We start from the raw sequence: 23,824 nt of genomic DNA, 5'->3' as shown, positions 1-23,824 counted from the left end.
ATAACGGATAAAGGAGTTATTATCTCATGAAAACATTGATAATCGTAGCGCATCCCAATCTTCCGCAATCCCGGATTAACCGGACCTGGACTGAAGCTCTAAGGAGGCTGCCGAACTTGACCGTCCACGTTCTCTATGAGGAGTATCCCGACCATCGCATTGACGTTGCTCGAGAGCAAGCTTTGTTGGATGGCCATGACCGGATTATTTTCCAATATCCGCTCTATTGGTACAGCACGCCGCCGCTCCTAAAGATATGGATGGACGAGGTGCTAGAATTCGGCTGGGCGTTCGGCCCCGGCGGCGACCATCTCAAGGGCAAGGAGATCGGCATCGCCATCTCGACGTCCGGCACCGCCGCTTCCTACCAGCCAGGCGGGTACAACTTATTCACGATCCGCGACATCGCGAAGCCGGTGGAGGCGCTCGCCAACTACGTAAGCGCCCGCTACTTGCCCCCGTTCGCGCACCACGATGCAAACCATGCGACCGACGAGCAGATCTCCGAGAGCACGGCTGCTTACATCAGTCATTTGGAGAGTGTGCGTCATTTTCAAACGCCGGGACTTGTCACCATCAATAAGTAAGCCAGACAGAAGAGGGAGATTTATTATGACAAACAAGATCGCATTGGTAACCGGAGCAAGCAAAGGAATCGGATTGGAAGTCGCTCGGCAGCTAGGGCAGCATGGAATAACGGTCCTCGTGACTGCTCGCACTCAAGTCGCGGCGAACGAGGCGGCAGACGAACTGAGGAAGGAGGGCATCCAGGCTATCGGATTGGAGCTGGAAGTGACAAATTCGAAGCATATCGAACAAGCGGCCCGGTTTCTCGAGAGCGAATACGGCCGCCTGGATATTCTGGTCAACAACGCAGGCATCTGGGTGGAGAACGGTGATTATGAAGGCGACGCGTTCCGGGCGACGTTCGAAGTGAACGCCTTCGCTCCTTTTTACCTTACCGAAGCTCTCCTGCCGCTTCTGCTTAAGAGCGAAGCGGGTCGTATCGTCAACCAGAGCAGCGCGCTCGGTTCGATCCACTTCCTTTTGAACAACGAACTTGCCCAGCGGATATCCACCCCCGCGTATTCGGCTTCCAAGGCAGCGTTGAACATGCTAACCGCCTATTGGTCGCAAAAGGCGAAAGGGACTAACCTGAAGGTCAACTCGGTGCATCCGGGACTGGTCAAGACCCGCATGGGCGGAAATAAGGCGGAGTTGACACCGGAAGAAGGAGCGAAGACGGCGGTGAGGCTGGCGCTCGTTCCGGACGAGGGCCCGACGGGGGGATTCTTCTACTTGGACAGCATGCTTCCTTGGTAGTAAAGAGGAATAACGATATCTTACAGTTCTCCTGGTTCAACACCTGAGTGGATATTTACGAATGATCAGCTGTTTCGATTCGATACTTGAAACCAATTTAGATCCCAAAAATCTAAATTGGTTTCTTTTTCATTGAAGTGAATACATGTCGGTTAATGATGACTTGAGAATTTTCCAACATAGACACGCCAGCTTACAAAATCGCAAGCCCGCAAGACATCCGATCATTGTTGGATGCGTGGGCAATCCCTTATAGTAGGCTGGCACCGTGTTTTACAGACAGCCAGGGAGCACTGAATGTGAGGGGGGATGCCGAGATCAACACCGGCAGTGCATTTTTAAAAGCGCTTTCAAAACGCATGGACTAAACGAAAGCAGGAGGAATGAAGATGAGAAAAAAGTGGATGTCAAAGCTTGCGGGACTTATGTTGGCCGCCTTGCTGCTGCCGCTTGCAGGGATCGCGAGCATCCCTACGCCAGCCGAGGCAGCGCCTATTGTGGCGGACAGCAATTGGCGGCCGATTGATACGACGTTGGCGGTGGCCCCGGGCAGTGCCATGGATTTGTCGATTTTAAATACGGAGCCTGCGGGTGCAAAGGGCTCGGTGCACATCGACGTGTACGGCGATTATTATTTTGAACAAGACGGGGTCAAAACGAAAGCAAAGTTCTATGGCGGGAATCTGAATGGCAGTTATCTCGTCGACCCGACGAGAGCGGAAATGGTCGTCATGGCCGACCGGATTGCAGCGATGGGCTACAACGTGGTGCGCTATTCGTCCGTTGATCAGAATTATAGCTGGGCCAAGGGACTTATGCAGCCCCTCACGTCCACAACGGTGACCCTGAATCCAACCAAGCTGGACAATTTCGATTATTTCAATGCGCTGCTGAAGGCGCGCGGCGTTTATATCGATATGGACATCTTGGCCTTTGCGAATTTTGAAGATGTGCCGAGTATTGGCAAAACGGTGTATGGCTCAACCGCATCGAGGTTCTTGGCTACGCTACTTCCGGACGGGCAAGCCATCTGGCAATCTTTTGCGTACCAGCTGTTTAATCATGTAAATCCATATACAGGCTATGCCTTAAAGGATGAGCCGCAAATTATGGGCGTGTCCCCCATGAATGAAGTCATCCTCTACAATGGCGATTATTCCAACCCAAATTGGAATGCCTGGATGCGCAATGACTTTAACGCGTTTTTGGCTGGCAAAGGACGTCCGGCAATTACTACGTTTCCAAATAATTTCTGGGGCGCGCCGACAAGTATGAAGAACGATCTCGCCGAGTACTTTACCGAGAAGCAGTTTGCTACTTACGGTGCCATGAAGTCGTACTTGAAGGATACCATTGGCGTTAAAGCACCGATTGGCGGCATCAATTATATCAATGATGCCTTGGCGAATTATTGGCGGACGCAGGCCGATATTCATGAAACGCATCTGTATAATGGGATTGTCGATGGAAGAAATGCATCGTTCACTTACAATCCATTGACACATCCACGTTACAGTATGATCTTCGCCCCTGAATCAAGCGCGAATTATGTGCCGCAGTACGGCTCGTTTATTTTCAAAAATTATGTTCCCGGTCTTGCTCTGGGGCAGCTGTATAACAAGCCTTTTGCTTTAACCGAATGGAATCACGAGTTTCCGAACAAAGGCCGTGACGATATTGGCTTAATGACGGCGGCGGCCGGGGCTTACCAGGGATGGGATATGCTGAATCGATTTGATTATGTCAGCCGTGTCAAAGAAGCCGTTAACGAGACGCTGCAGGGAGGAACGACTTCCTTTGACGCCTTGACCGATGTGATCGCTACGATGTCTGAATATCAGGGCGCACTCGTCTTTCGACAAGCGCATCTGACGCCGGCGGATGCCAAATTCGTGATCGTGCGGGACCAAACCTATGTAAAGACGCACAGCTCCTCAACAGAGAATGAATCTCCTGAACAGAATCGCATGTACATCCCGCATCTGTTCAAGACGGTAACGGTTTATGCGGATAAGCCGGGAGAGCCGTATGCGATCTATAAAATTACGCCGGACCTCACCGACGCGCAGATTGCCGCCGGCGATATTCCCGCTGCCAACAAGATTACGATAACGAACAGCATGACGATGAAGCAAGTAGCAGAAACGTTTATTAACGCTATCGATGATACCGGCCTCAAAACCAGTATGCTGGCGAACTTGAATAATAATAAACTGGTTTCCGATACAGGCGAGCTGCTCTTTGACCTGAACTTGAACACGTATTTGATTAACACCCCTTACGTAGTGGCGGCTGCAGGAACGATGAACAACAACAGCTATGAGCTTGGCCCGGTCACGATGGAGGCGAATCTGCCGAAAGGCACGTTGTCGGTTGCGTCCCTGGATGATCAGCCGCTGGATGAGAGCGATAGAATGCTGATGATTTATACGACGGACGCGGCAGCAACGGGTGAGCATGAAGAAACGGTAAGCGGCGGTGTAACCACGTATTATCGCGGAACCTTACCGACGCTGGCGAAGTACGGCACAGCCGAAGTAAAGCTGACAACAACCAAAACGCCAAGCGCCTATAAGGCCTACAAGCTTGCCATGAATGGTGTAAGATTGCAGGAGATTCCGATCAGCGTGCTCGGCGATACGATGACGATTCCGCTCGAGACCGACAAAGGCTACGGCTTCGAGTTGGTGTACGCGCCGCTCATTGGCACCGATGTGAGCGCGCCAACCGTTCCGACAAATGTAGCGACCGTTTCTCCTTTCTCCACGCAGGTAAATGTATCTTGGGACAAATCGACGGACGACGTCGGCGTGGCGGGGTACAAGATTTACCGCAATGGCACGGAAATCGCGTCATTGAACGGAAACGTGACCAAGTACACGGACCTGGCAGTATCTGCGAATACGACCTACAATTATGCGATCAAGGCCTTCGACCCATCCGGGAACGTTTCGGCTGTGAGCAGCACGGCTTCGGTTACGACTTCGGATATCATCTTTTATGATGGTTTTGAAGGTGGAAACAGCGCGTGGACAGTTCATTACGGCCTCTTTAGTATTGTGCCAGACGGAGGTTCGAACGTTTATTTTGCCGACAATCTCGGCTACGGCGGCTCCAAAGCCTCAGCCGGGAGTACATCCTGGCAAAATTACAGCGTCGAGGCGAAAGTGAAAGCCAATAGCTGGAGCAGTATCTACGGACGGATGGGGCTGATTGCCAGACTCATGGACAACAAAAATTTCTATTATGTCTACTACGATGACAACCTCCATCAGCTTACGCTAAGGAAGCTTGTCAACGATTCAGATAGTACGCTTGCCTCTGTGCCGCTTACGTTAAGCACAGGCGTTCAGCATCTGTTCAAGCTGGAGGTAAACGGGAGTTCACTGAAGGCTTATGTGAATGGGACGCTCAAGATCAGCGCCACCGACAGTACATTCTCGCAGGGAAAAATCGGCGTATACACGCATATTGCACAAGCCTATTTTGACGATGTTTACGTGCGGGCTATTCCGTAGGGGACATGTAGCCACCTTACAAAATAACAAAATACACAAGACAGGACAGCATTGTTGTTTGGCCACCTGCAGCGTAACATGAGAGTCAAGATGACAGGGTGACGGGCTGCTGCGAGCCCGTCATCCTGATCACGAATGTGAACTTTTGGAGGGGCATAAACGATGCAGACAACCAATACCGACACAAAGTTACCGGGGGATCAACGTCCGAAGCTCAAACGATCGATCATTGATTGCGACATTCATCAAGCGACGGGCCTAGAGGCGATCAAGCCGTATTTGCCACGGGCTTACCGCGAACTGATCGAGCAGTACGGCCCGGCGCTGCCGGGGGGCATGCATTTTAATGGCGGCGTGGGCGGCCGAATGGCCGATAGCTATCCGGAGGGCGGCGGTTCAGCCGGCAGCGATCTGGCCTTGATGCAAAGGCAGCATCTCGACCGCTATAACGTCGAGTATGGGATTTTGACTGGGGAAGGCTATGCCATTCATGCAACGCCGAACTATGAGTATGCCGCAGCGTTCTGTCGGGCCATTAATGAGTACACCATGGACCACTGGCTCGCCCAGGACAGCCGCTTGCGGGGCTCGGTGTTCATTGCGAAGCAGGAACCGACGCTTGCCGCACAAGAAATCGATCGCATCGGCGGAAGATCCGAAATGGTGCAGGTGGTGGTTTCGAGCGGGGCGACGAAGCCTTACGGAAATAGACACTATGATCCGATTTATGAAGCGTGCGTCCGCCATAACCTGCCCTTCACCATCCACGTCGGACTGGAGGGGGAAGGCATCAATAGCCCGCACACAGGAGCCGGCTATGTGACGCATTATATCGAGCAGCGGTGCGCGCGTCCTGCGGTCATGGCCGCACATCTTGCAAGCTTCATCTTCGATGGCGTGTTCGAGCGCTTTCCGACGCTGAAGGTCGTATTACAAGAAGCGGGCGTCTTGTGGCTGGCTCCATTCTTATGGAAGCTTGACCAGGAATGGAAAGGCCTGCGTGTGCAAACCCCGTGGGTTCGCAAGAAGCCAAGCGAATACTTCCGTGAGCACGTTCGCGTGACGACGCAGCCTTTTGAGGAGACGCCGAATCGCGAGGTCCTGGACCATATGCTGGAGAGCATTTATGCCAAAGAAACGCTGATGTTCTGCAGCGATTATCCGCATTGGGATTATGACTCACCAAGCCAAGCGCTGCCTAAGCTGGAGCTTGAGCTGTGGGATAACATCTACTACCAGAATGCCGCCAAGCTATATGGTCTGCCTGGGCGTAAAGCGGAGGCATCCCAATGAAACCAGGGTCGATGCATACGGTAGGGACAGTGGGAGAAATCCCGCCTGGCTCCCATAAAATCGTTGTCGTGGAAGGACGCAGCGTGGGCATCTACAACATCGGCGGCAAGTTTCATGCCCTGCGCAACATCTGCCCCCATCAAGGAGCGGAGCTGTGCAAAGGGTTGGTAACCCCGTACGTGTCATCCAAGGGTCCCGGCGATTATCACTTTGAAAGAGAGGGCGAAATTGTGCGCTGTCCCTGGCATCAATGGGAGTTTGACATTGCCACAGGCTGCATGATTACGGATGCGGTGATGCGCACGAAGACGTACGATGTGACTGTCGAGAAGTTTGGCGTCTCTGTCGAGCAAGATCATATTGTCCTTCATATGTAAAAGCACAAAAACCTTTCTCTTAGGGGCAAGCTGAGGCTCCTGCGCAGAGAGGTTTTTGTATTCCAGCTTCTCTTTCGTTTGCTACAATGGAGGAGAGTACGGATAGGATGGTGAGTGGGTATGCAGGAGACAGCCAAGGAATATTTGGAATCACAACTATTTGTCCCGGATGCGTTCGCGCGAAAAGGCGGTATCTGGCCGCTTCGTCTTGGCCGCAATATCGCCAAACCCAACTATCAAGCGGGGCCGATGGTGTTGGAATATTACAACATGCATTTTATTACGGAGGGCAAAGTCGAGTTTACGTTTGGCAATGAACAGATTGTGCTTGCCAAAGGGGATGTATTTGCCATGTTCCCGGGCCTCACTTTCCGATACCGGCTGGCTCCAAGCGAGACGGCGTTACAGATGACCTGGGTGTCCTTTGACGGCGCACAGGCGCCAGATTTATTCGATGCAGTTGGTTTCAACAAGCAGTCTCCCTACCTGCGCGGTGTTTTGTCGAAGGAACTGGAATCTACGCTTCGTCAATTGTTCCTTCCGCAGCCCTACGACCTCAAGCGCCATAACGAGCTGATCTCGATGATATATCGGATGTTTGGTCTTATGCTGTCAGCCGATGATACCAAGAAGCGGATGATCGGCAAGGAAAACTGGATTCCCAAGAGCGTGGCCTTCATGGACACGTACTATATGGAGGGGATCACCGTACAGGATGTGGCCGATTATGTGGCGGTGCATCGCGCGTATTTCTCGAAAGTCTTTTCCGAGCAGATGGGCATATCGCCTGTCCACTATTTGCAGAGGCTGCGGATGGAAAAAGCGGCTGAACTGCTGCTCTCCCATTTTATGATCAGTGAGGTTTCGTTGCTGTTAGGCTATTCGGATCCTTACGCCTTTACTCACGCGTTCAGCAAGTATTACGGCATTCCGCCGGGTACTTGGAGGGAAACCTGCAAAGATGCCGGAATAGAGAGGAAGTCATCGACGTGAGAAGCATGCTGGGTTCAATGTCCTTACAACTGAAGCTTACCTTCACTTTTTTGCTTATTCTGATTCCGCTTGTTGGCGTGAGCATGTTTGCAAATCATTACTCGCAGGGCATTATGAATGTCCAGATTAGCGACCGAACAAAAGGCGCGCTGCTCACGTCCCTGGCCTATATGGAGCAAATTGCGAGCAACATGGACCAGCAGACGCTGCTCATCAGCTCCAACCCGAATATCGTCAATATTTTTAGAGATATTGAGGACCCGCTGGCCCCGAATCATCTGTACGATATTCACACGGTACAGCAGCAGTTGAGCTCGCTGACCAATATCAATGGCGCCATCCAAGAAGCGTATATTGTTCATGGCGCAAGCGGCAACGGCGTTTCGACGGAACTGGGCGCGATGCGATGGCCGAAAGTCAAAGAGGAAGCCTGGTTCCAGCAGGTGGTGAAAAGCATTGGCGCATTGGTCATTTATATGCCGACTTCGAGCCCCGGCGGAGGGCAGAACCTCTATTTAAAAGACGCTAACATCTACTATATTCGGCTGCTTGACGCGTTAAGGGATTCGCCAGAGCCGAACGTGTTGATTTTTGGCGTCAATAAACTGGCCTTGCAGAACATGATTCAACATCTCCAAACGACGGAACGGATGAACATCTCCTTATTTTATAATCATCATTTGATTTTGGAGACGAACCCCGCTGCTAAGATGACTTATGCGTCCGACATGTTCTCCATGAAAGAGTCCAGCGGAGCGTGGGCCATTCAACTCGAGCAGCCGAAGGATGAAATTTTCAAGCAATCGGAGCGGCTTCAACTGTTTACCTACCTCACGATTCTTCTGAGCGTTCTTCTTGCCGTATGGACAGCCTGGCTGATGTATATTCAGATTATTAAGCCTCTGCGCCAATTATCGAGCGCTTTTAAATATGTTGGCAGCGGTGAGCTGAATTATCAAATTCGGCATGGGCGCAGGGATGAATTCGGATTTGTCATGAACGGTTTCAATCACATGGCAGAGTCGCAGCGAAGGATGATTGAGGAGGATTACGAGAAAGAGCTGCGGCTAGCGAAGTCGGAGTTCAGTTTGCTGCAATCGCAGATCAATCCGCATTTTCTGTATAACACGCTCGACTCGATCTACTCGGTTGCCGTCAAATGCAACATGAAAGAAATCAGTGAGATGGTTTTGAACTTGGCCAAATTTTTCAGAGTCAGCCTAGGCAAAGGGAAGATTACGTTTACCGTCGAGGAAACGGTTCAGCATCTCCTGTATTACATCCGCGTGCAGCAGATGCGAACGGCCCATTTTACGGTCGAGGTCGATTTGGAAAAAGGATCGGAGAGTATCCCTGTGCTCAAATTGCTGCTGCAGCCCATTGTCGAAAACGCGGTAATTCACGGCATCGAGAAATGCCCGTTTGAAGGGGAACTGCACATTCGCTCGAAGGTACATCAGCATCTGCTATACATCGAGGTCGAGGATACAGGCCTGGGCATGCCGGCTGCCCGATTGAAGCAAGTTCAGGAGGAGCTTAGCCTGCTGACAAGCAAGCTGTACCGAGTGCCGCAGGAGAGCCCGGCGAGTCAATTTTTTGGGATGAAAAATGTGAAGTCAAGAATGAAGCTGTATTACGGAGAAGAAGCGGACGTGCTCATTGAAAGCGAAGAGGGACTTGGCACGAAGGTCACCTTAATCATTCCTATACACAGGGAGGAAGAGGAGTATGAAGCTGCTCGTCGTTGAAGATGAGTTTCAAGTCAGGGAGCGGATTGCCTATGGGATTACCTGGGCGGACTATGAGATTGAAATGGCCGGCGCTGTGGGAAATGGCAGGGAAGCTGTCGCTGCTGTGGAGAAGGATTGTATCGACCTCGTCATTACTGATATTCATATGCCCGATATGAGCGGTCTCGAGCTGGCCAAGGTGCTGAAGCAGGAGTATCCGCATGTGAAAATTATCATCTTAACGGGCTTTGATCACTTCGAATATGCGCGTGACAGCATTGATTATGGCGTATTGAAATACCTGGTAAAGCCGGCAGAGAATGAAGTTGTGCTGGAGGCGGTGCTGAAGGCCAAGCAGCTTCGTGAGCAGGAACTGGGGGAAATTCATCATCTAGCAATGCTTCAACAAAGATGGATCGAGCATCTGCCGCATCTGAAGCAATTATTTTATAAAAACTGGCTGAATGGACGCTTGTCTTCGTGGGAACTCGAGAAACGGAGTCAGGAAATCGGGGTGTCCCTGGCGGGCAATATCTATTTACCGGTTACGCTCGATATGGATCCGATTGCTGAAGCGGAAGACCGTTTCCAGGCAGGTGAGCGGCCGTTGATTCAGTATTCACTCTATAATATTACGCGTGATGTCATGGAGGATTCGGATGGTATCGTGCTGCAGGATGATGACGGATTAACGGCTGTTATTTTTTTCGCGCCTACCGGTGCGGAAGTGACAGCGTTTCAACGAAAAGTTAACCAGCTGCTGGGGAGACTGCTCAGTACGGTGAAAACGTGTTTAAAGCTGACGGCTAGCGCCGGCATCGGCACCTGCGTGGAGGATCCGACCCTGCTGCCGATTGCATACAAGATGAGCCGCATGGCATTGCAAGAACGCATCGTGTTGGGCAATGAAACCGTCATTCCCTACCGAAATGACGTGCCTTCAAAGACGCCATGGCTGAATATAACGGATTTGGAGAAAGAGATTGAAATCGCCGTGGAAACCGGCAATGAGAGCAAGCGGTCGGAGCTGATTCGCCATGTGATGGCCATCGGTTTTTCTCCAGACCATCCGATTGCGGATGCGAAGGAGATGATTCTTCGTATCACGGCGCTGCTCACCCGCATTGTCCATTCCCATGGGTGGAGTTTGCGCGAGACGCTGGTCGAGGATTATAACGATTTTATGAATTTTAATCAACTGCTGGCGAAGGAACAGCTCGTGGAGTGGCTGCACCGCATGATGGCGCGGATTTCCCGCTCAATTAGCGAGCGCCGGAGATCGGGGACGCATGTCACGGTGAGCGAAATTTTGGCTTTCGTAGACCGCCATTTATATGAGGAGGAGCTGAGCCTGTATTTTGTCGCGGAGAAGTTGTATATGAATTACGCCTATGCCAGCCGCGTTTTTAAGGAAGTGACGGGCAGTTCGTTCTCGGACAACGTGCTGCGGCTGCGGATGGAAAAGGCGAAGGAGCTGCTGGCTGCGGGGAGCAAAGTGTACGAAGTGGCCGAACGTGTCGGGTATAAGAACGGGAATTATTTCTCACGGAGTTTTCAGAAGTATTGGGGGATTAAGCCCAGTGAGATTTATAAGCCATAGGTCAGGAAAGAGACATCCAACACAAACCGTTGGTGTCTTTTTTTACCCTGAAAACGTAGAATTTGTTGTCATTAAAGTAGAAGGATTAGTCTACATTTTCCGTATTTGCAGCGCTATAGTTAAGACAAGAAGAAAAGCACGAAGGGTAAGGAGACACAAGCATGAAGACAAATTCTTGGGTAGTAAGCAGACAGACGGAAGCAGCTATGAGGAGTTCCAGATTGATAAAATTCCTAAGATATTGGGATTTGTATCTCATGATATTGCCTGCCGTCATCCTCGTCATCCTCTTTAAATACATGCCGATGTACGGCGTCCTCATTGCCTTCAAAGACTACAATCTGATGAAAGGCGTATGGCAAAGCGATTGGGTGGGACTGCAATATTTTCGTGAGCTGTTTATGTTCGATGAATTTCCCAGAGTCGTCCGAAATACACTGATGATCTCCCTGATGAAGCTGCTCGTCGGCTTTCCGATTCCGATTGTGTTGGCTTTGCTGCTCAATGAGCTTAAATTTCTCAAGTTTAAGCGGACCGTGCAAACGCTTACGTATTTGCCCCATTTTATTTCATGGGTCATTATCGGAGGGCTTGCCATCGACCTGCTGTCACCGAGCAGCGGGATCGTCAATCGCATCATTGAAATGCTGGGCTTTCAACCGATCTTCTTTATGTCGGATGAACGGATATTCCGCTGGATTCTCGTACTTTCCGATGTGTGGAAGGAAGCGGGCTGGGGAGCGATTATTTACCTTGCCGCCTTGCTCGGAATTAACGAGGAGCTGTACCAGGCAGCTACCGTGGATGGAGCGAATCGCCTGCGGCAAATATGGCATATTGCACTGCCAGGTCTAAGGTCGACGATTATTATCATTCTTTTGCTGAGGATTGGGTACATCTTGGATGCAGGATTTGAACAGGTGCTCGTTATGTATAATCCGACCGTCTATGATGTGGCTGACATTATCGATACGTACGTCTTTCGAGTGGGACTAGGCTCCATGCAATTTGGCCTAACAACTGCAGCAGGTTTGTTCAAATCGGCCATTGGCTGCGTGCTGCTTGTGCTCGCGAATACATTTGCCCGGAAGATGGGAGAAGAAGGAATTTTTTAGCAAGGAAGGAGAGGTGGATGTGAAACCATCACGGGGAGAAGCCCTGTTTAGTTATGTGAATGTGCTGCTGTTGTCGCTGCTCTCCTTGTCGACGATCCTGCCGTTCATTCATATCATCGCAAAGTCGTTGAGCGGAGAGGCGTACATCCTAGCCAAGGATATTTGGCTGTGGCCGAAAGGGGCTACGATCGATTCCTACCAGTATGTGCTCTCGTACAAGCAGTTCTACATCTCTTTTTATAATTCCGTTCTCATTACCGTCATCGGAACGGTTATCTCCATGGCAGTAACGATACTGGCGGCTTTTCCGCTGTCGCGTAAACACTTTCCTCTCAAAAGAGGACTGATGCTGTTCTTCGTCATCACCATGTTTTTCAGCGGCGGTTTGATTCCAACGTACCTCGTTGTGAAGCAATTAGGATTGCTTAATACGTTGTGGTCGATCATGCTGCCGATGGCCTTGGCACCGTTTAATCTCATCCTAATTCGCAACTTTTTCTTTAGCTTGCCGGAGGCGTTGGAAGAATCGGCCGTTATTGATGGGGCATCCAATCTTCGCATTTTGACCTGGATCTACTTGCCGCTGTCCTTGCCGAGCATTGCAACGATCGCGATGTTCTATGCCGTTGGATATTGGAACAGCTTCTTTCAAGCGATGATGTACATTACCAATCGAGCACTGATGCCTCTGCAAGTATTTCTCATGCAGCTGGTGACGAATTCCAAGCCGGGGGATATGGCGGTAGGCGGAGCCTTGAACGATCTGACACCGGAATCGACAACCGCAGCGGCGATCGTCTGCGTGGTGTTCCCCATCCTGTGTGTGTATCCGTTCATTCAGAAATATTTCGTTAAGGGCGTTATGTTAGGTGCGGTTAAGGGGTAAATGGCCACTTGTCCGAACTTTCATATATCATATAGTAGACGGGGAGGCGCAATTCATGGTTTTTAGAAAAAAGACAGCAATAAGTATCGGCGTCATCATGTGTATTCTTTTCATGTCGGGGTGCAGCACAAGCAAGGATGCGGGTCCAGCTGGAACCGAGAAGGCGGCGGCAACGAGTGCAAGTGGAGGAGAAGCGAAAGCGCTGAAAGACTTGAGAATCACTCGGCTCTACCACGGCGTTATGGAGCAATTTAAAGGTTCGGACACCATGAATAACAACAAAATTATTAATAAGCTGCGAGAAGGTTCAGGCTTCAACATTCAGTATGAGTCACTGCCGAATGAAAATCCTTCACAAAAGACATCCATTATCTTTGCTTCCGGCGACGTGCCGGACATCATCATGGTCGCCGGCAAGTCGGATTATTTCAAACTAGCCAAACAAGGTGCGCTTGAGCCTCTGGATGATCTCATTGCGAAGCAAATCCCGAATTTGTCCACTATGGCTAGTAAAGAAGCGCTGGATGCCCTGCGTTACGACGGGAAAGTGTATGCGATTCCGTATCGCAATGCCTTAAAAGTAGGCAACGGCCTCATCGAGCGAGCGGACATTCTCAAAGAGTTGAATTTGAATGCGCCTACAACGATTGATGAGTTCACCTCGACCATGAAGACAATTAAAGAAAAGAAAAGCATTACGCCTTTGACGATGGCAACATCAAGTGCGGGCTCCTTCTTTGACGGCTTCTTTCCATTCGCCGCTGCATATGGCGTAGCGACACCGACGGTGGTGAAAGACGGGAAGCTGAAATTCTCTTGGGTTCAGCCGGAATATAAGGAATTCTTGACAACGCTGAAAAAATGGTACGACGAAGGCCTGCTGGATCCGGAATTTGCCGTTAACAAAGATAGCAAAGAAAAGCTCATCAACGGAACTGCCGTGTTTAATACGCTATATTTCTCCTCCGGCATTGATGTCGATAAGGCGCTGCAGGATAAGAAAACAGGCGGCAATGTACAGTTTATTGCGCCGCCTGTAGGGAAAGATGGAAAATCCGGTATTCAGGACACATCGGTGTCGACGCAATTTGTAGTCATCCCCAAACAAGCGAAGAACAAATTGGGTGCAGCGCAATACTTGAATTACCTGTACAGTAAGGACGCGGATGTTCTCATTAACTACGGGGTTAAAGGCGAGGATTACACAGAAGCAAACGGCGAATACACGCAAACCAAAGAGCAAAGCGATAAAATTAGCTGGCGCTCCATGTACGGTTTAGGCGATACGGATTTTGGCATTGCGGCGCGACTGAAAGCGAAAAACTTGCTGCCGTATTATGAGCCTCAACTGAAATATAACAAACCGCGTGAAGAAACGAATTTTGCCCCGTCCATTGAGGCGTATGACTCGAAATTCACAGAGCTGCGCAATTATGCGGAAGAAAATTCCATGAAATTCATTATGGGGAAACGCGATCTGTCAGAATTCGACAAATTTGTACAGGAATTTGACGCGAAGGGCGGCAAGACGGCGATCGATGCAGTGAACGAGTGGTATACAAAAAAATAGGGATGAGACTAGAAGGAGCGCTGCCGCGGCAGATGCTCCTTTCTTTTATTCAACGGTACTTACTTAATATCTTATAAGAAATTCTTGAAATCACAGAAATTTATCCAATAGGCGGGTGCTATGATACACATATAAACAAAGACGAGGTGATGATATGCAAGCGAAATTGGCAGCGGACACCATTCCCCTCCCCAAAAAGCGGAATTCATGGATAAGTACGATTCACAAGTATAGAGTGATGTATGCCCTTTTGTTCCCGGCCTTAGTGTACTTTGCGGTATTCAAATACATTCCTATGGCAGGAATCCTTATTGCCTTTAAGAACTATAATCTGGCTTTGGGACTATGGGCCAGCCCCTGGGTGGGGTTGAAGAACTTTAAAGATTTTATAAACGGTGTCTACTTCTGGGACATTATGAGAAATACGATCATCATATCGCTGTATAAGCTATTGTTCGGTTTCTCTGCTCCCATCCTACTTGCTTTGCTGCTCAATGAAGTGTATACCCAGTGGTTTAAAAAAGTCGTACAAACGATCACGTACTTGCCTCATTTTCTGTCATGGGTCATTGTTTACGGACTGATGGTGGCATTATTAGCACCCGGGGATGGCCTTTTTAACATGGTGTTGAAGGACAATGGCGTTGCGCCTATCTCTTTTCTGACGGAACCTGCCTGGGGGCGGTTGCTGATCATCTTATCTGAGATATGGAAGGATATAGGATGGGGAGCGATCTTATACCTCGCCGCATTAGCGGGGATCGATCCGAGTCTGTATGAAGCGGCCCGAATGGATGGCGCTTCCAAGTGGAGACAGCTCTGGCATGTCACATTGCCCGGCATTCGGGGCGTGATTATTCTGATGCTGATCCTCAAGTTAAGCCATATTCTGGATGCCGGTTTTGACCAGATATTCATGTTCGCCAACAGCTTTAACCAGGAGAAGATCGACATTATCGACACGTGGGTCTACCGCGAAGGCTTAGAGCGACTTAAGATTGGCTTGGCGACGGCTGTGGGACTGTTTAAAGCTATCATCGGATTTGCTTTAGTTTTGGCTGCAAACAAGCTCGCCAAGAAATTCGATGGGCAAATTTGGTGAGGTGATTTTCATATGATCAACATGACAGTCGGGGAAAAAGTATGGCAAGCAGCTGTTTATATGATTCTTATTGTGCTATCCCTGGTGTGCTTGCTTCCCTTTTTATATGTCGTCGCTGTTTCCGTGACGCCAGAATCGGAAGTGCTAAGAAAAGGAATTGTGATTATCCCGGAATCGGTTACCTTTGCAGCCTATAAAGAGGTATTCATCTCTCATGGGATCGGGCAGGCGTATAAAATTACGTTGTTTCGAACGATTGTTGGTACTGCGCTCAATGTGTTTTTTACGATCATAGCGGCGTATCCGTTATCCAAAAAGTATTTGCCGGGGCGCAGCACCTTCCTGCTATTCATTGTGTTTACCATGATGTTCGGCGGCGGATTGATTCCGACGTACTTGTTGATCCGCTCACTGGGCTTGCTGGACAGTCCATGGGTATTGATTATTCCGCATCTCATTAGTGCCTTTAATCTGGTCATCATAAAAGGCTTCTTTGAGCAGTTGCCTGCTGAAATCGAGGAATCGGCAAGGGTTGACGGCGCAAGTGAACTTCAGTCGCTATGGCGAATCATTTTACCCCTGTCTCTGCCGGCGCTTGCCACCATCTCCTTATTTTACGCCGTGGGGCATTGGAACAGTTATTTCGATGCGATTGTGTACTTGAATGATGCGAAATTAATGCCGCTTCAAGTTGTCTTGCGCAACATTCTGCTGAACATCGCAGCCCAAAGCGCTGATTCGATGGCCAATTCCGAGGCGGTTAGTAAGTTTGCTGTGCAAATGGCCGCTGTCGTCGTGACGACGATTCCAATTCTGATTGTGTATCCGTTTATGCAAAAGCATTTTACGAAGGGTGTGCTCATGGGATCGATTAAAGGCTAGAAGCAATGCCTGCCTAGGTTGTTACGGGACACCGTGATAATATAGATACAAGTAAAAGGAGAGGTCAATATGCAACGTAAAAAGATTTCATTTACGGTTCTGACTGCAATTGTAGGGCTGGGAACGCTATTGTCAGGATGTGGGAATCAAGCGGAAGTAAAGCCGACAGCTTCGAGCAGCCCTCAAGCAGGGGCAAACAAATTTGCAAACAAAATGAAAATTTCGATGTTTAACCAAGGTACGTTCAATGCCGCCGCTCCGATACCTCCGCGTGAAGAAGATATTCAACGCCAAATGTTGGAGTCGGCGATGAACATTGACTTGGACATGATGATTCCCCAAGCTGGGCAAGCAACAACCAAGCTGAACACACTCATTGCAGGCGGAGATATTCCGGATTTGATCTTCTTGAAAAGCCGGGCCGATCTCGCGCAATATTATGACCAAGGCGTTCTTGCGGATTTGACGCCATACCTGGATCAATTTCCCCAATTGAAGAAGCGTTTTGCTCAAGACTCCTGGGATGCGACATCCTATCAAGGAAAAACCATTGGCGTTCCGGGTTATGATAATGTAAACGGTATCAGCCGAAGCTACTTCATCCGCAACGATTGGTTGAAAAAGCTCAATATGAAAGTGCCGACGACCCCTGACGAGCTGTTCGAAGTAATGAAAGCCTTTACGGAGAAAGACCCGGACGGAAACGGCAAAAACGATACGTACGGATTCATCGGCGGTATGAATAAAGAAGGCAATCTGCAAACGTACGGCTTCGATAGCTTGATGTGGATGTTTGGCGTCAATCCTCCTTCAGCCATTGATGTGAAGGACAATAAACCGGTATTCCTATTTATTGATCCCAAAATGAAAGAGGCGCTCGCTTACATCAATAAAATGATGGAGGCCAAAGTTGTGGACCCGGACTGGGTGACGATGAATACGCCAGATTTGTTGGATCAAAAGTTATTTAAAGGTAAAGTTGGCTTCATGATCAGAGATGCCCGCAGGCTGGAACCGGATTACCAACAGAAGATGAAAGAAATCGGCGGGGAGATACCGGAATGGATCGTCATTCCTCCAATGAAAGGGCCTTACGGCGATCAAATCGTGGAGAGAAAATCGTTCCAAGGCAATTCATGGGCCATTTCCAAGAAGGCCGACAAGGATAAAATCATTCGGATCTTGTCTATGCTGGAATATCTCTTTACAGATAAGGAAGCCTATCCGAACTTTGCATACGGAATTAAAGGGATTCATTGGGATATCGTAGACGGCAAGATCAAAAATAAAACGTCTGAATTATCCAAAGAAATGAAAGAAAAGTACCTATGGGTGGATCATTATCGAATGCCGCGCCGTGGCGACGATGCCGAGTACTTCTCCTTCCAGAATCCGAAGACGGCCGAAGCCTTCACGAACAATCAGAAATATGTGGGGCCGACGTTGCCAGGAAATATACTGACGGCAGACCCGAGCGACACCTTGGCAGCGGATCGCACACGTTTCATTAATGAAAGCTTAGTCAAATTTATGACAGGCAAAGATCCTCTTACGAACTGGGATAATTTCCTCAAAACCTTGGATACCAAGTTCGACATGCAGAAATATAAAGATACAGCCGTTAAACAATTTAAAGAAGCCGGTTTAATCAAGTAAATAAACGAAGAGAGTGGCGATATATGGCCCCTCTCTTTGTTGTCCTATGCTATGCTTAGTTCATTACTGCTTTAAAAAGGACGATGACCGATGCGAAGAAGAATCAGCTTGCCTTTAAAACTATTTTTAATTGTGTTTGCGTTTGTATTAAGCTGCATCATCTTGATAAGTCAATTGTCCTATCGCTATGTCCAAAAGGAAATAAGAACGAACGATATTTACTACACAAACCAAATCGTAGACAAAGTTGACCAGTATTTGACGGTTAACTTTTCCTCCTTTCAGACCATCTTGTTCTCGGTCGAAACATCGGTGAAAGCAAACATTGACAATACAGAAGTGATCAAAAAGCAATTAAGAGAGCTTTATGAACTCAACAGTAGTTATGTCAGCGACATTTACTTGATCAAAAGTGATTTATCCATTTTAGGCGGAAGTACGCCGACACGAATTTTCGATGAGCCTTTATCGGACAGAAAGTCTTTGTTTGATGCGGTCGATACGAACAGACGGACAACATTTGTCAGTGATCCTTATAAATCCAAGTATTCCGGCTGGACCGTTACGATGGTGCGATATCTGAACGGCGCTCCGTTTCCAATGGCCATTGCGGTAGACTTGGATCTAAATGCCATTGAAGAAGCCTTGTTCAAGATTAATAAAAAAGAACAAATGAACCTGGCCCTGATCACCGCATCGGGTAAAATCATTGCCGGATTCTCGGAAAATAGAGGGCCGCTGAATATTCAAGCGCATACGTTTTCCATCGGGGAAACGTCGGCGGAACAAATTCTCGATGCTACGGGAACAAGCCTTCAATTGCATACAAAAGACGGTTTACCGGTCTCCATTCTGAAGAAACCGACGGAGAAATTCAATTGGTTCATCATTTCAATAAACGATGAATCGCGCATGGCGGCAGCATTATCCAGATTGGAAACTTTTTATATCGGGCTGCTTATTGCAGGTCTGCTCTTAAGTCTATTCATTTCCTTTTTTATTGCCAAATATATTAGGAATCCGCTCTATGCCCTCAAAACAAAAATGAAGCGGGTAGAGCAAGGCGATCTGACAACGGCAGTTACCATGAAGCGAAATGACGAATTCGGTGACCTTTCCCGGGCGTTCGACCGGATGCTGCAGCAGATTGTGGAACTGATTCGGCGGGGAGAGCTGCATAATGAACTGGAGCGGAAGCTGGAAATCCAGGTGCTGCAATCACAAATAAATCCTCATTTTCTATATAACACGCTTGGATCTATCAGCAATGTCATCCGCCTCGGACAAATAGAGAAAGTCGATGTGGTGATTGGGTCTCTCATTTCATTATTGGAGTACGGGATCGCCGACGCTTCGGTGAAGGTTTCCCTACGTCAGGAGTTACAAAACGTATCGGATTATATCGCAATCCAGAACATCCGATATAACAGGCACTTCGACCTGATTGCGCATATCGAAGAGGGGTTAATGGATTTTCCCGTTTTTCGAATGCTGCTGCAGCCCATGGTGGAGAATAGTATCTTCCATGGCTATAACGGAGGGGGAATCGAAGGTTCGATTACGATTCATGCGTACAGGAAGGGCAGCGTCGTCATGATCGAGGTCATTGATCAAGGCGAGGGAATTCCAGCGGATCAAATCCAGCATATTTTAACGGCAGAACCGCGTGATCTGGAAGTTAAAAGAAAAAGAATCGGGTTAAACAATATTCATGGTCGAATAAGACTTCATTACGGGGAGCAGTTCGGGCTCCAAATCATAAGCATACCGAAAGAAATAACTTGTGTCCGTGCTGTATTCCCCGTAGGTACGTTTAAAGGAGATGCATGATGGTGAGAGACTATACCTGCTTCATCGTTGACGATGAAGATCTAATCATACAACGATTGGAACTATTTTTTAGCGAGCTCTCCCATAGGGAAAGGCGATTCCGCCTGGTGGGAAAAGCGAATAATGGGCTGAAGGGGATCGAGGAGATCTTAAAGCTAAAGCCGGATATCGTGATCTCCGATATTGTGATGCCGCGAATGGATGGGATCGCCATGATTGAGCAGTTAAAACCGGAGCTGCCGCATACCCAGTACATTCTGCTGACCGCCTATTCGTCCTTTGAATACGCACAGCGGGCTATTCAGGCGAACGTATTGGAGTACATTGTTAAGGTTCCGTTAAATGAAGCAGATTTGGATCGGGCTTTGGGTAAGGCAGCCGGCATTTTGGACGAGGTTAAGAAAAAAGAAGAAGAATTTCAATCCCTGAACGTATCGGTTCTTGAAAATAAATATAGAGTCCGCAAGCAATTTTTTAACGAGTTGATTAGAGGCGAAATACCTTCGCATCGGATATCGCATTTTGCGGGGAGCATGCAGTTCCAGTTCTTTCAAGCCAACTATTGCTGCTTTATTGTTGAAATGAATCTGTATGAAAGCTTCCGAAATGAATACTCAGCGGCGGACCAAAACATCTTGAAATATGCGATTACGAATGTCATCGAAGAAACGGTGATGTATTATGGCAGGGGGACAGCCACCGAGCTGGCGGATAATCGGTTTATTGGCTTTCTTTCCTGGGAGAACAATCGCAGTGAGATGGATACGGAATATGCTTGTCAGGCCTTGGGAAGTCAGCTCGTCGCCCATTTGCATCAGTATTTGAATCAAAGTGTATCTGTAGCTTTTGGCGGTTCGCATCGGGGCTGGGAATCCATTCAACAAGCTTACCAGGAAGCCCATCATGTGAGTGACGATTTCTATTATCATGCAGAGAAAGTCGTCAAAACACCCGCGCATCGGTTCCATTACCGTAACGACAGAAGAGCGGACTTTCAGCAGAAGCTCGCCGATTTTCTTGCATGGGTGCAAAGGAAGGCCTCTAAGGAAGAGTTGGAGAAAGAACTTGCTGATTTGAACCAATTTGTTACGGATCATAAAATCCATAAGTCCATCATGGCCCCTATGCTTCGGGACTTGTATAGAGATATTGCCGCGAAGTTTAAAGCGGGGAACACCTTAACCCTGGATGTAGCAGAGTTTCCTATGGCGTTTATGGCATTTCGGGAGCAGCTCGCCTATATTGGCGACTTTACCTTTGAATATGTACACGCCGGCCAACTGTTGCACCGTGCAGAAATCATGAGAGCCTTACGGTTTATAGAGAACAATCTGACACAGCGTTTAACCTTGGAGGCGATTGCCGAGGATGTGAACTTAGCGCCATCGTATTTTAGCAGCCTGTTTAAAAAAACGATGAACGAAGGCGTGATCAGCTACATCAATCGTAAAAAAATTCAACTGGCCCTCGAACTGCTAAATGTCCGGGATTATTCGTTATTGGAATTGTGCGAGGAAGTAGGCATCGTCAATGAAGGGTATTTTTGCAAACTATTTAAAGAATATACGGGCGATACACCTAAGCAATATCGGATTAAAATGACACGGTATGAATCCAAATAAGGTTGCAAAAAAATGTATGAGTTTTTCGCGAAATCCTGTAAAAAAACGGGGATTAAAAGAACTACCATGATAGATGTATCTTATCATGGAGGTTAACCAAATGGAGCTTATTAAAGCGGATGTAACCGTCGTAGGCGGAGGTATTGCTGGGCTATGTGCGGCCATTGCGGCTGCTCGTCAAGGGCTGCAAGTGTCACTCATTAATGATCGGCCGGTTCTAGGGGGAAATGCCAGCAGCGAGGTGAGAGTGCATATCAACGGGTCGGCTTATCTCGGAAAAAGTCCCTCCTATTATGCGCGTGAGGGGGGATTGGTGGAAGAGCTCAAGTTGAAGATTTTCCACTATAATCCGTTATATAACAAAAAACTTATGCTTTCGCTGTCGGATACAGTCTTGTTGGATATGGTCTATGCGGAGCCCAACATATCCCTATTTCTAAATACATGCGTGCATGCAACGGGCATGGAGAACGGCAGAATCCAATGGGTGGAGGGCCTTCAATTGGCTTCCGAAAGGAAATTCCGCTTTGAAAGCCGAACCTACATCGATTGTTCCGGAGACGGGGTCGTCGGGTATCAGGCAGGTGCGCTCTACCGATGGGGGAGAGAAGCGAAGCATGAATACGGGGAAGATTTGGCCCCAGAAGTGGCGGACCACTACACCATGGGCGACACGATTCTTTTCCAAGCCCGTGATGTCGAGTATCACGTTCCGTACAAGAGGCCTGCCTTTGCGTATGATATTACGAAGCTGCCTTTTTTTGATAGTATCAGAAAAGGCTTGAACCACCGGTCTTTTCCTAGAAAAATCAACGGACTCGGCGGATTGTGGTGGCTGGAATACGGCGGGCATCTGGATGTCATCACAAAGAATGAAGACATCGCCTTGGAGCTGCGGAAATTGGTGTACGGGATTTGGGATTATATTAAAAACAGCGGCGAATTTGACGATGTGGACAATCTTATTCTGGATTATGTATGCCCGATTCCGGGGAAACGCGAGTCGAGACGGTTTGTGGGGAATCACATGTTGTCTCAGAACGACCTCACCACAAAGCCGCATTTCGAAGATGCCGTAGCTGTCGGGGGATGGTATATGGATTTACATGCGGCTAAGGGCATCTATGATGAGGGTCCGGCTACAGCGTGGAATTTCGTACCTGGCTTGTACAATATTCCGTTCCGCAGTTTATTTTCCCGGAATATTCCGAACCTCATGTTCGCTGGCCGCAATATAAGCGCTACTCATGTCGCTTTCGGATCCACCAGGGTGATGGCAACCTGCGGTTGTATGGGGCAGGCGGTTGGAACGGCTGCTTCGTTATGCTCGAAATATGAAGTCGACCCGGCAACCATCGTCGAAGCTCATATGGGCGAGCTGCAGGCGCTGCTGCTTCGAGACGGACAAACAATTGTAGGCCTTCAAGAAGAACTAGATCCTTACTTCGCCGACGGATTACAGATTCGTGCCTCATCCCAGCGCAGCTATGACAATCCTCATCCAACTGAAGCGATTCCCTTGGAGGAAGGGTTATGTTTGGTCTTGCCGATCGAGACCTCCGTGGCGGAAAGCGTGCGGATTAAAATAAAAAATAGTTCCAGGCATTCCGAAACGCTGCATGTGAAGCTGTTTGGCGGGGAACGGAAGGAAAACTATATTCCCGCCAGCCAGTTGAAAGACTACAGCTTGGCCATTGCCGTCGGTTATGACGACTGGATTACGCTGGATTTGGGCCTAGAGAAGCCAGCAGACGATAAAATTTACATCGTACTGGAAGGAACGGCGAGTCTTGCCGTATACGGCAATGAAGAGAAGCTTACAGGAGCGGTCAGCTTCCATTATAGGCCGGAGGAGCCGTCCAGGCTGAAGAAATTCAACAAGAGCATTTGCTTTAGGGACCTACAGCCAGCCCAGCATATGTATAATCCCGAGAATGTCGTCAACGGTTACTCCCGACCGTATGGTCTGCCGAACGGCTGGATTTCGGAGCGTACGGAGGGGCAGGAATGGTTGGAATTCTGTTTTGCAAGCCCCAAAAATGTAGACGAAATCCATCTTGTTTTCAATTCACAGCTGGATCTGGAGCATTTCGACGATCCGATTGACTCCCTCATCCAAGATTATGATGTGACCTTAACCTTTGAAGATGGAACCGAGAGGGAATTCAATATCCGTGGAAATTATCTCACGTTGAATAAACACAAGGCGGATGCGAGAGGTGTAACCCGAATCCGGTTTCATTTCTGCGCAACCTACGGTGCGCCGTATCATGAAGTGTTTGCTGTGAAATTGTATGCGCCAAAAAATAATCAGTGAGGTCAGGTGA

17 protein-coding genes are annotated in these 23,824 nt (G+C 48.7%); all 17 read left to right on the top strand.

Going from position 1 to position 23,824, the window contains the following annotated elements; genetic code table 11:
* Positions 1-26 precede the first annotated feature (26 nt).
* The 17 genes from EJQ19_RS01075 (at position 27) to EJQ19_RS00995 (ending at position 23,814) form a co-directional block, all read left to right on the top strand.
* Positions 27-587, top strand: coding sequence for an NAD(P)H-dependent oxidoreductase (locus EJQ19_RS01075; protein WP_126139364.1), 561 nt, complete (start codon positions 27-29; stop codon positions 585-587).
* A gap of 25 nt (positions 588-612) precedes the next feature.
* Entirely contained in the window at positions 613-1,323 is a 711-nt protein-coding gene (locus tag EJQ19_RS01070) for an SDR family oxidoreductase (protein WP_126139363.1), read from the top strand.
* Positions 1,324-1,712: 389 nt separating this feature from the next.
* The gene (locus EJQ19_RS01065) at positions 1,713-4,841 is read left to right on the top strand and encodes a fibronectin type III domain-containing protein (protein ID WP_126139362.1); all 3,129 of its coding nucleotides are present in this window, start codon (positions 1,713-1,715) and stop codon (positions 4,839-4,841) included.
* 162 nt (positions 4,842-5,003) lie between these two features.
* A complete protein-coding gene (locus EJQ19_RS01060; protein ID WP_126139361.1) occupies positions 5,004-6,134 on the top strand; it encodes an amidohydrolase family protein in 1,131 nt (376 codons plus the stop codon).
* The gene (locus EJQ19_RS01055) at positions 6,131-6,511 is read left to right on the top strand and encodes a Rieske (2Fe-2S) protein (protein ID WP_126139360.1); all 381 of its coding nucleotides are present in this window, start codon (positions 6,131-6,133) and stop codon (positions 6,509-6,511) included. The genes EJQ19_RS01060 and EJQ19_RS01055 overlap by 4 nt, the downstream gene beginning before the upstream one ends.
* Positions 6,512-6,631: 120 nt before the next feature.
* Positions 6,632-7,504, top strand: a complete 873-nt coding sequence (locus tag EJQ19_RS01050; protein WP_126139359.1) for an AraC family transcriptional regulator — start codon at positions 6,632-6,634, stop codon at positions 7,502-7,504.
* Between the two features lie 5 nt (positions 7,505-7,509).
* On the top strand, positions 7,510-9,252 hold the full coding sequence (locus tag EJQ19_RS01045; protein WP_241242672.1) for a sensor histidine kinase: 1,743 nt from the start codon (positions 7,510-7,512) through the stop codon (positions 9,250-9,252).
* Positions 9,233-10,834, top strand: a complete 1,602-nt coding sequence (locus EJQ19_RS01040; RefSeq protein WP_126139357.1) for a response regulator — start codon at positions 9,233-9,235, stop codon at positions 10,832-10,834. The genes EJQ19_RS01045 and EJQ19_RS01040 overlap by 20 nt, the downstream gene beginning before the upstream one ends.
* A 221-nt stretch (positions 10,835-11,055) precedes the next feature.
* Positions 11,056-11,949: an ABC transporter permease gene (locus EJQ19_RS01035; RefSeq protein WP_241242671.1), complete on the top strand. Its 894-nt coding sequence runs from the start codon at positions 11,056-11,058 to the stop codon at positions 11,947-11,949.
* 19 nt (positions 11,950-11,968) lie between these two features.
* Positions 11,969-12,835 carry a carbohydrate ABC transporter permease gene (locus tag EJQ19_RS01030; RefSeq protein ID WP_126139356.1) on the top strand — a complete coding sequence of 289 codons (867 nt, stop codon included), beginning with the start codon at positions 11,969-11,971 and terminating at the stop codon, positions 12,833-12,835.
* 55 nt (positions 12,836-12,890) lie between these two features.
* Entirely contained in the window at positions 12,891-14,405 is a 1,515-nt protein-coding gene (locus EJQ19_RS01025; protein WP_126139355.1) for an extracellular solute-binding protein, read from the top strand.
* A gap of 154 nt (positions 14,406-14,559) precedes the next feature.
* Positions 14,560-15,507, top strand: a complete 948-nt coding sequence (locus tag EJQ19_RS01020; protein ID WP_126139354.1) for an ABC transporter permease — start codon at positions 14,560-14,562, stop codon at positions 15,505-15,507.
* Between the two features lie 12 nt (positions 15,508-15,519).
* Positions 15,520-16,389, top strand: a complete 870-nt coding sequence (locus tag EJQ19_RS01015; RefSeq protein ID WP_126139353.1) for a carbohydrate ABC transporter permease — start codon at positions 15,520-15,522, stop codon at positions 16,387-16,389.
* A gap of 69 nt (positions 16,390-16,458) precedes the next feature.
* Entirely contained in the window at positions 16,459-18,045 is a 1,587-nt protein-coding gene (locus EJQ19_RS01010) for an extracellular solute-binding protein (RefSeq protein ID WP_126139352.1), read from the top strand.
* A 90-nt stretch (positions 18,046-18,135) separates the two neighbouring features.
* A complete protein-coding gene (locus tag EJQ19_RS01005) occupies positions 18,136-19,875 on the top strand; it encodes a sensor histidine kinase (RefSeq protein WP_126139351.1) in 1,740 nt (579 codons plus the stop codon).
* Positions 19,872-21,497, top strand: coding sequence for a response regulator (locus EJQ19_RS01000; protein ID WP_338143314.1), 1,626 nt, complete (start codon positions 19,872-19,874; stop codon positions 21,495-21,497). Before EJQ19_RS01005 ends, EJQ19_RS01000 begins: the two co-directional genes overlap by 4 nt.
* A gap of 100 nt (positions 21,498-21,597) precedes the next feature.
* Entirely contained in the window at positions 21,598-23,814 is a 2,217-nt protein-coding gene (locus EJQ19_RS00995; RefSeq protein WP_126139349.1) for an FAD-dependent oxidoreductase, read from the top strand.
* Positions 23,815-23,824 lie beyond the last annotated feature (10 nt).

It is taken from the genome of Paenibacillus whitsoniae, from assembly GCF_003955665.1.
GTDB classification, from domain to species: domain Bacteria; phylum Bacillota; class Bacilli; order Paenibacillales; family NBRC-103111; genus Paenibacillus_E; species Paenibacillus_E whitsoniae.
This window is presented reverse-complemented; position numbering and strand designations above follow the sequence as displayed.

Coding starts and splice junctions, on each gene's coding strand:
- EJQ19_RS01075 (WP_126139364.1), top strand. CDS start 27: ATGAAAACATTGATAATCGTAGCGCATCCCAATCTTCCGCAATCCCGG.
- EJQ19_RS01070 (WP_126139363.1), top strand. CDS start 613: ATGACAAACAAGATCGCATTGGTAACCGGAGCAAGCAAAGGAATCGGA.
- EJQ19_RS01065 (WP_126139362.1), top strand. CDS start 1,713: ATGAGAAAAAAGTGGATGTCAAAGCTTGCGGGACTTATGTTGGCCGCC.
- EJQ19_RS01060 (WP_126139361.1), top strand. CDS start 5,004: ATGCAGACAACCAATACCGACACAAAGTTACCGGGGGATCAACGTCCG.
- EJQ19_RS01055 (WP_126139360.1), top strand. CDS start 6,131: ATGAAACCAGGGTCGATGCATACGGTAGGGACAGTGGGAGAAATCCCG.
- EJQ19_RS01050 (WP_126139359.1), top strand. CDS start 6,632: ATGCAGGAGACAGCCAAGGAATATTTGGAATCACAACTATTTGTCCCG.
- EJQ19_RS01045 (WP_241242672.1), top strand. CDS start 7,510: ATGCTGGGTTCAATGTCCTTACAACTGAAGCTTACCTTCACTTTTTTG.
- EJQ19_RS01040 (WP_126139357.1), top strand. CDS start 9,233: ATGAAGCTGCTCGTCGTTGAAGATGAGTTTCAAGTCAGGGAGCGGATT.
- EJQ19_RS01025 (WP_126139355.1), top strand. CDS start 12,891: ATGGTTTTTAGAAAAAAGACAGCAATAAGTATCGGCGTCATCATGTGT.
- EJQ19_RS01020 (WP_126139354.1), top strand. CDS start 14,560: ATGCAAGCGAAATTGGCAGCGGACACCATTCCCCTCCCCAAAAAGCGG.
- EJQ19_RS01015 (WP_126139353.1), top strand. CDS start 15,520: ATGATCAACATGACAGTCGGGGAAAAAGTATGGCAAGCAGCTGTTTAT.
- EJQ19_RS01010 (WP_126139352.1), top strand. CDS start 16,459: ATGCAACGTAAAAAGATTTCATTTACGGTTCTGACTGCAATTGTAGGG.
- EJQ19_RS01005 (WP_126139351.1), top strand. CDS start 18,136: ATGCGAAGAAGAATCAGCTTGCCTTTAAAACTATTTTTAATTGTGTTT.
- EJQ19_RS01000 (WP_338143314.1), top strand. CDS start 19,872: ATGATGGTGAGAGACTATACCTGCTTCATCGTTGACGATGAAGATCTA.
- EJQ19_RS00995 (WP_126139349.1), top strand. CDS start 21,598: ATGGAGCTTATTAAAGCGGATGTAACCGTCGTAGGCGGAGGTATTGCT.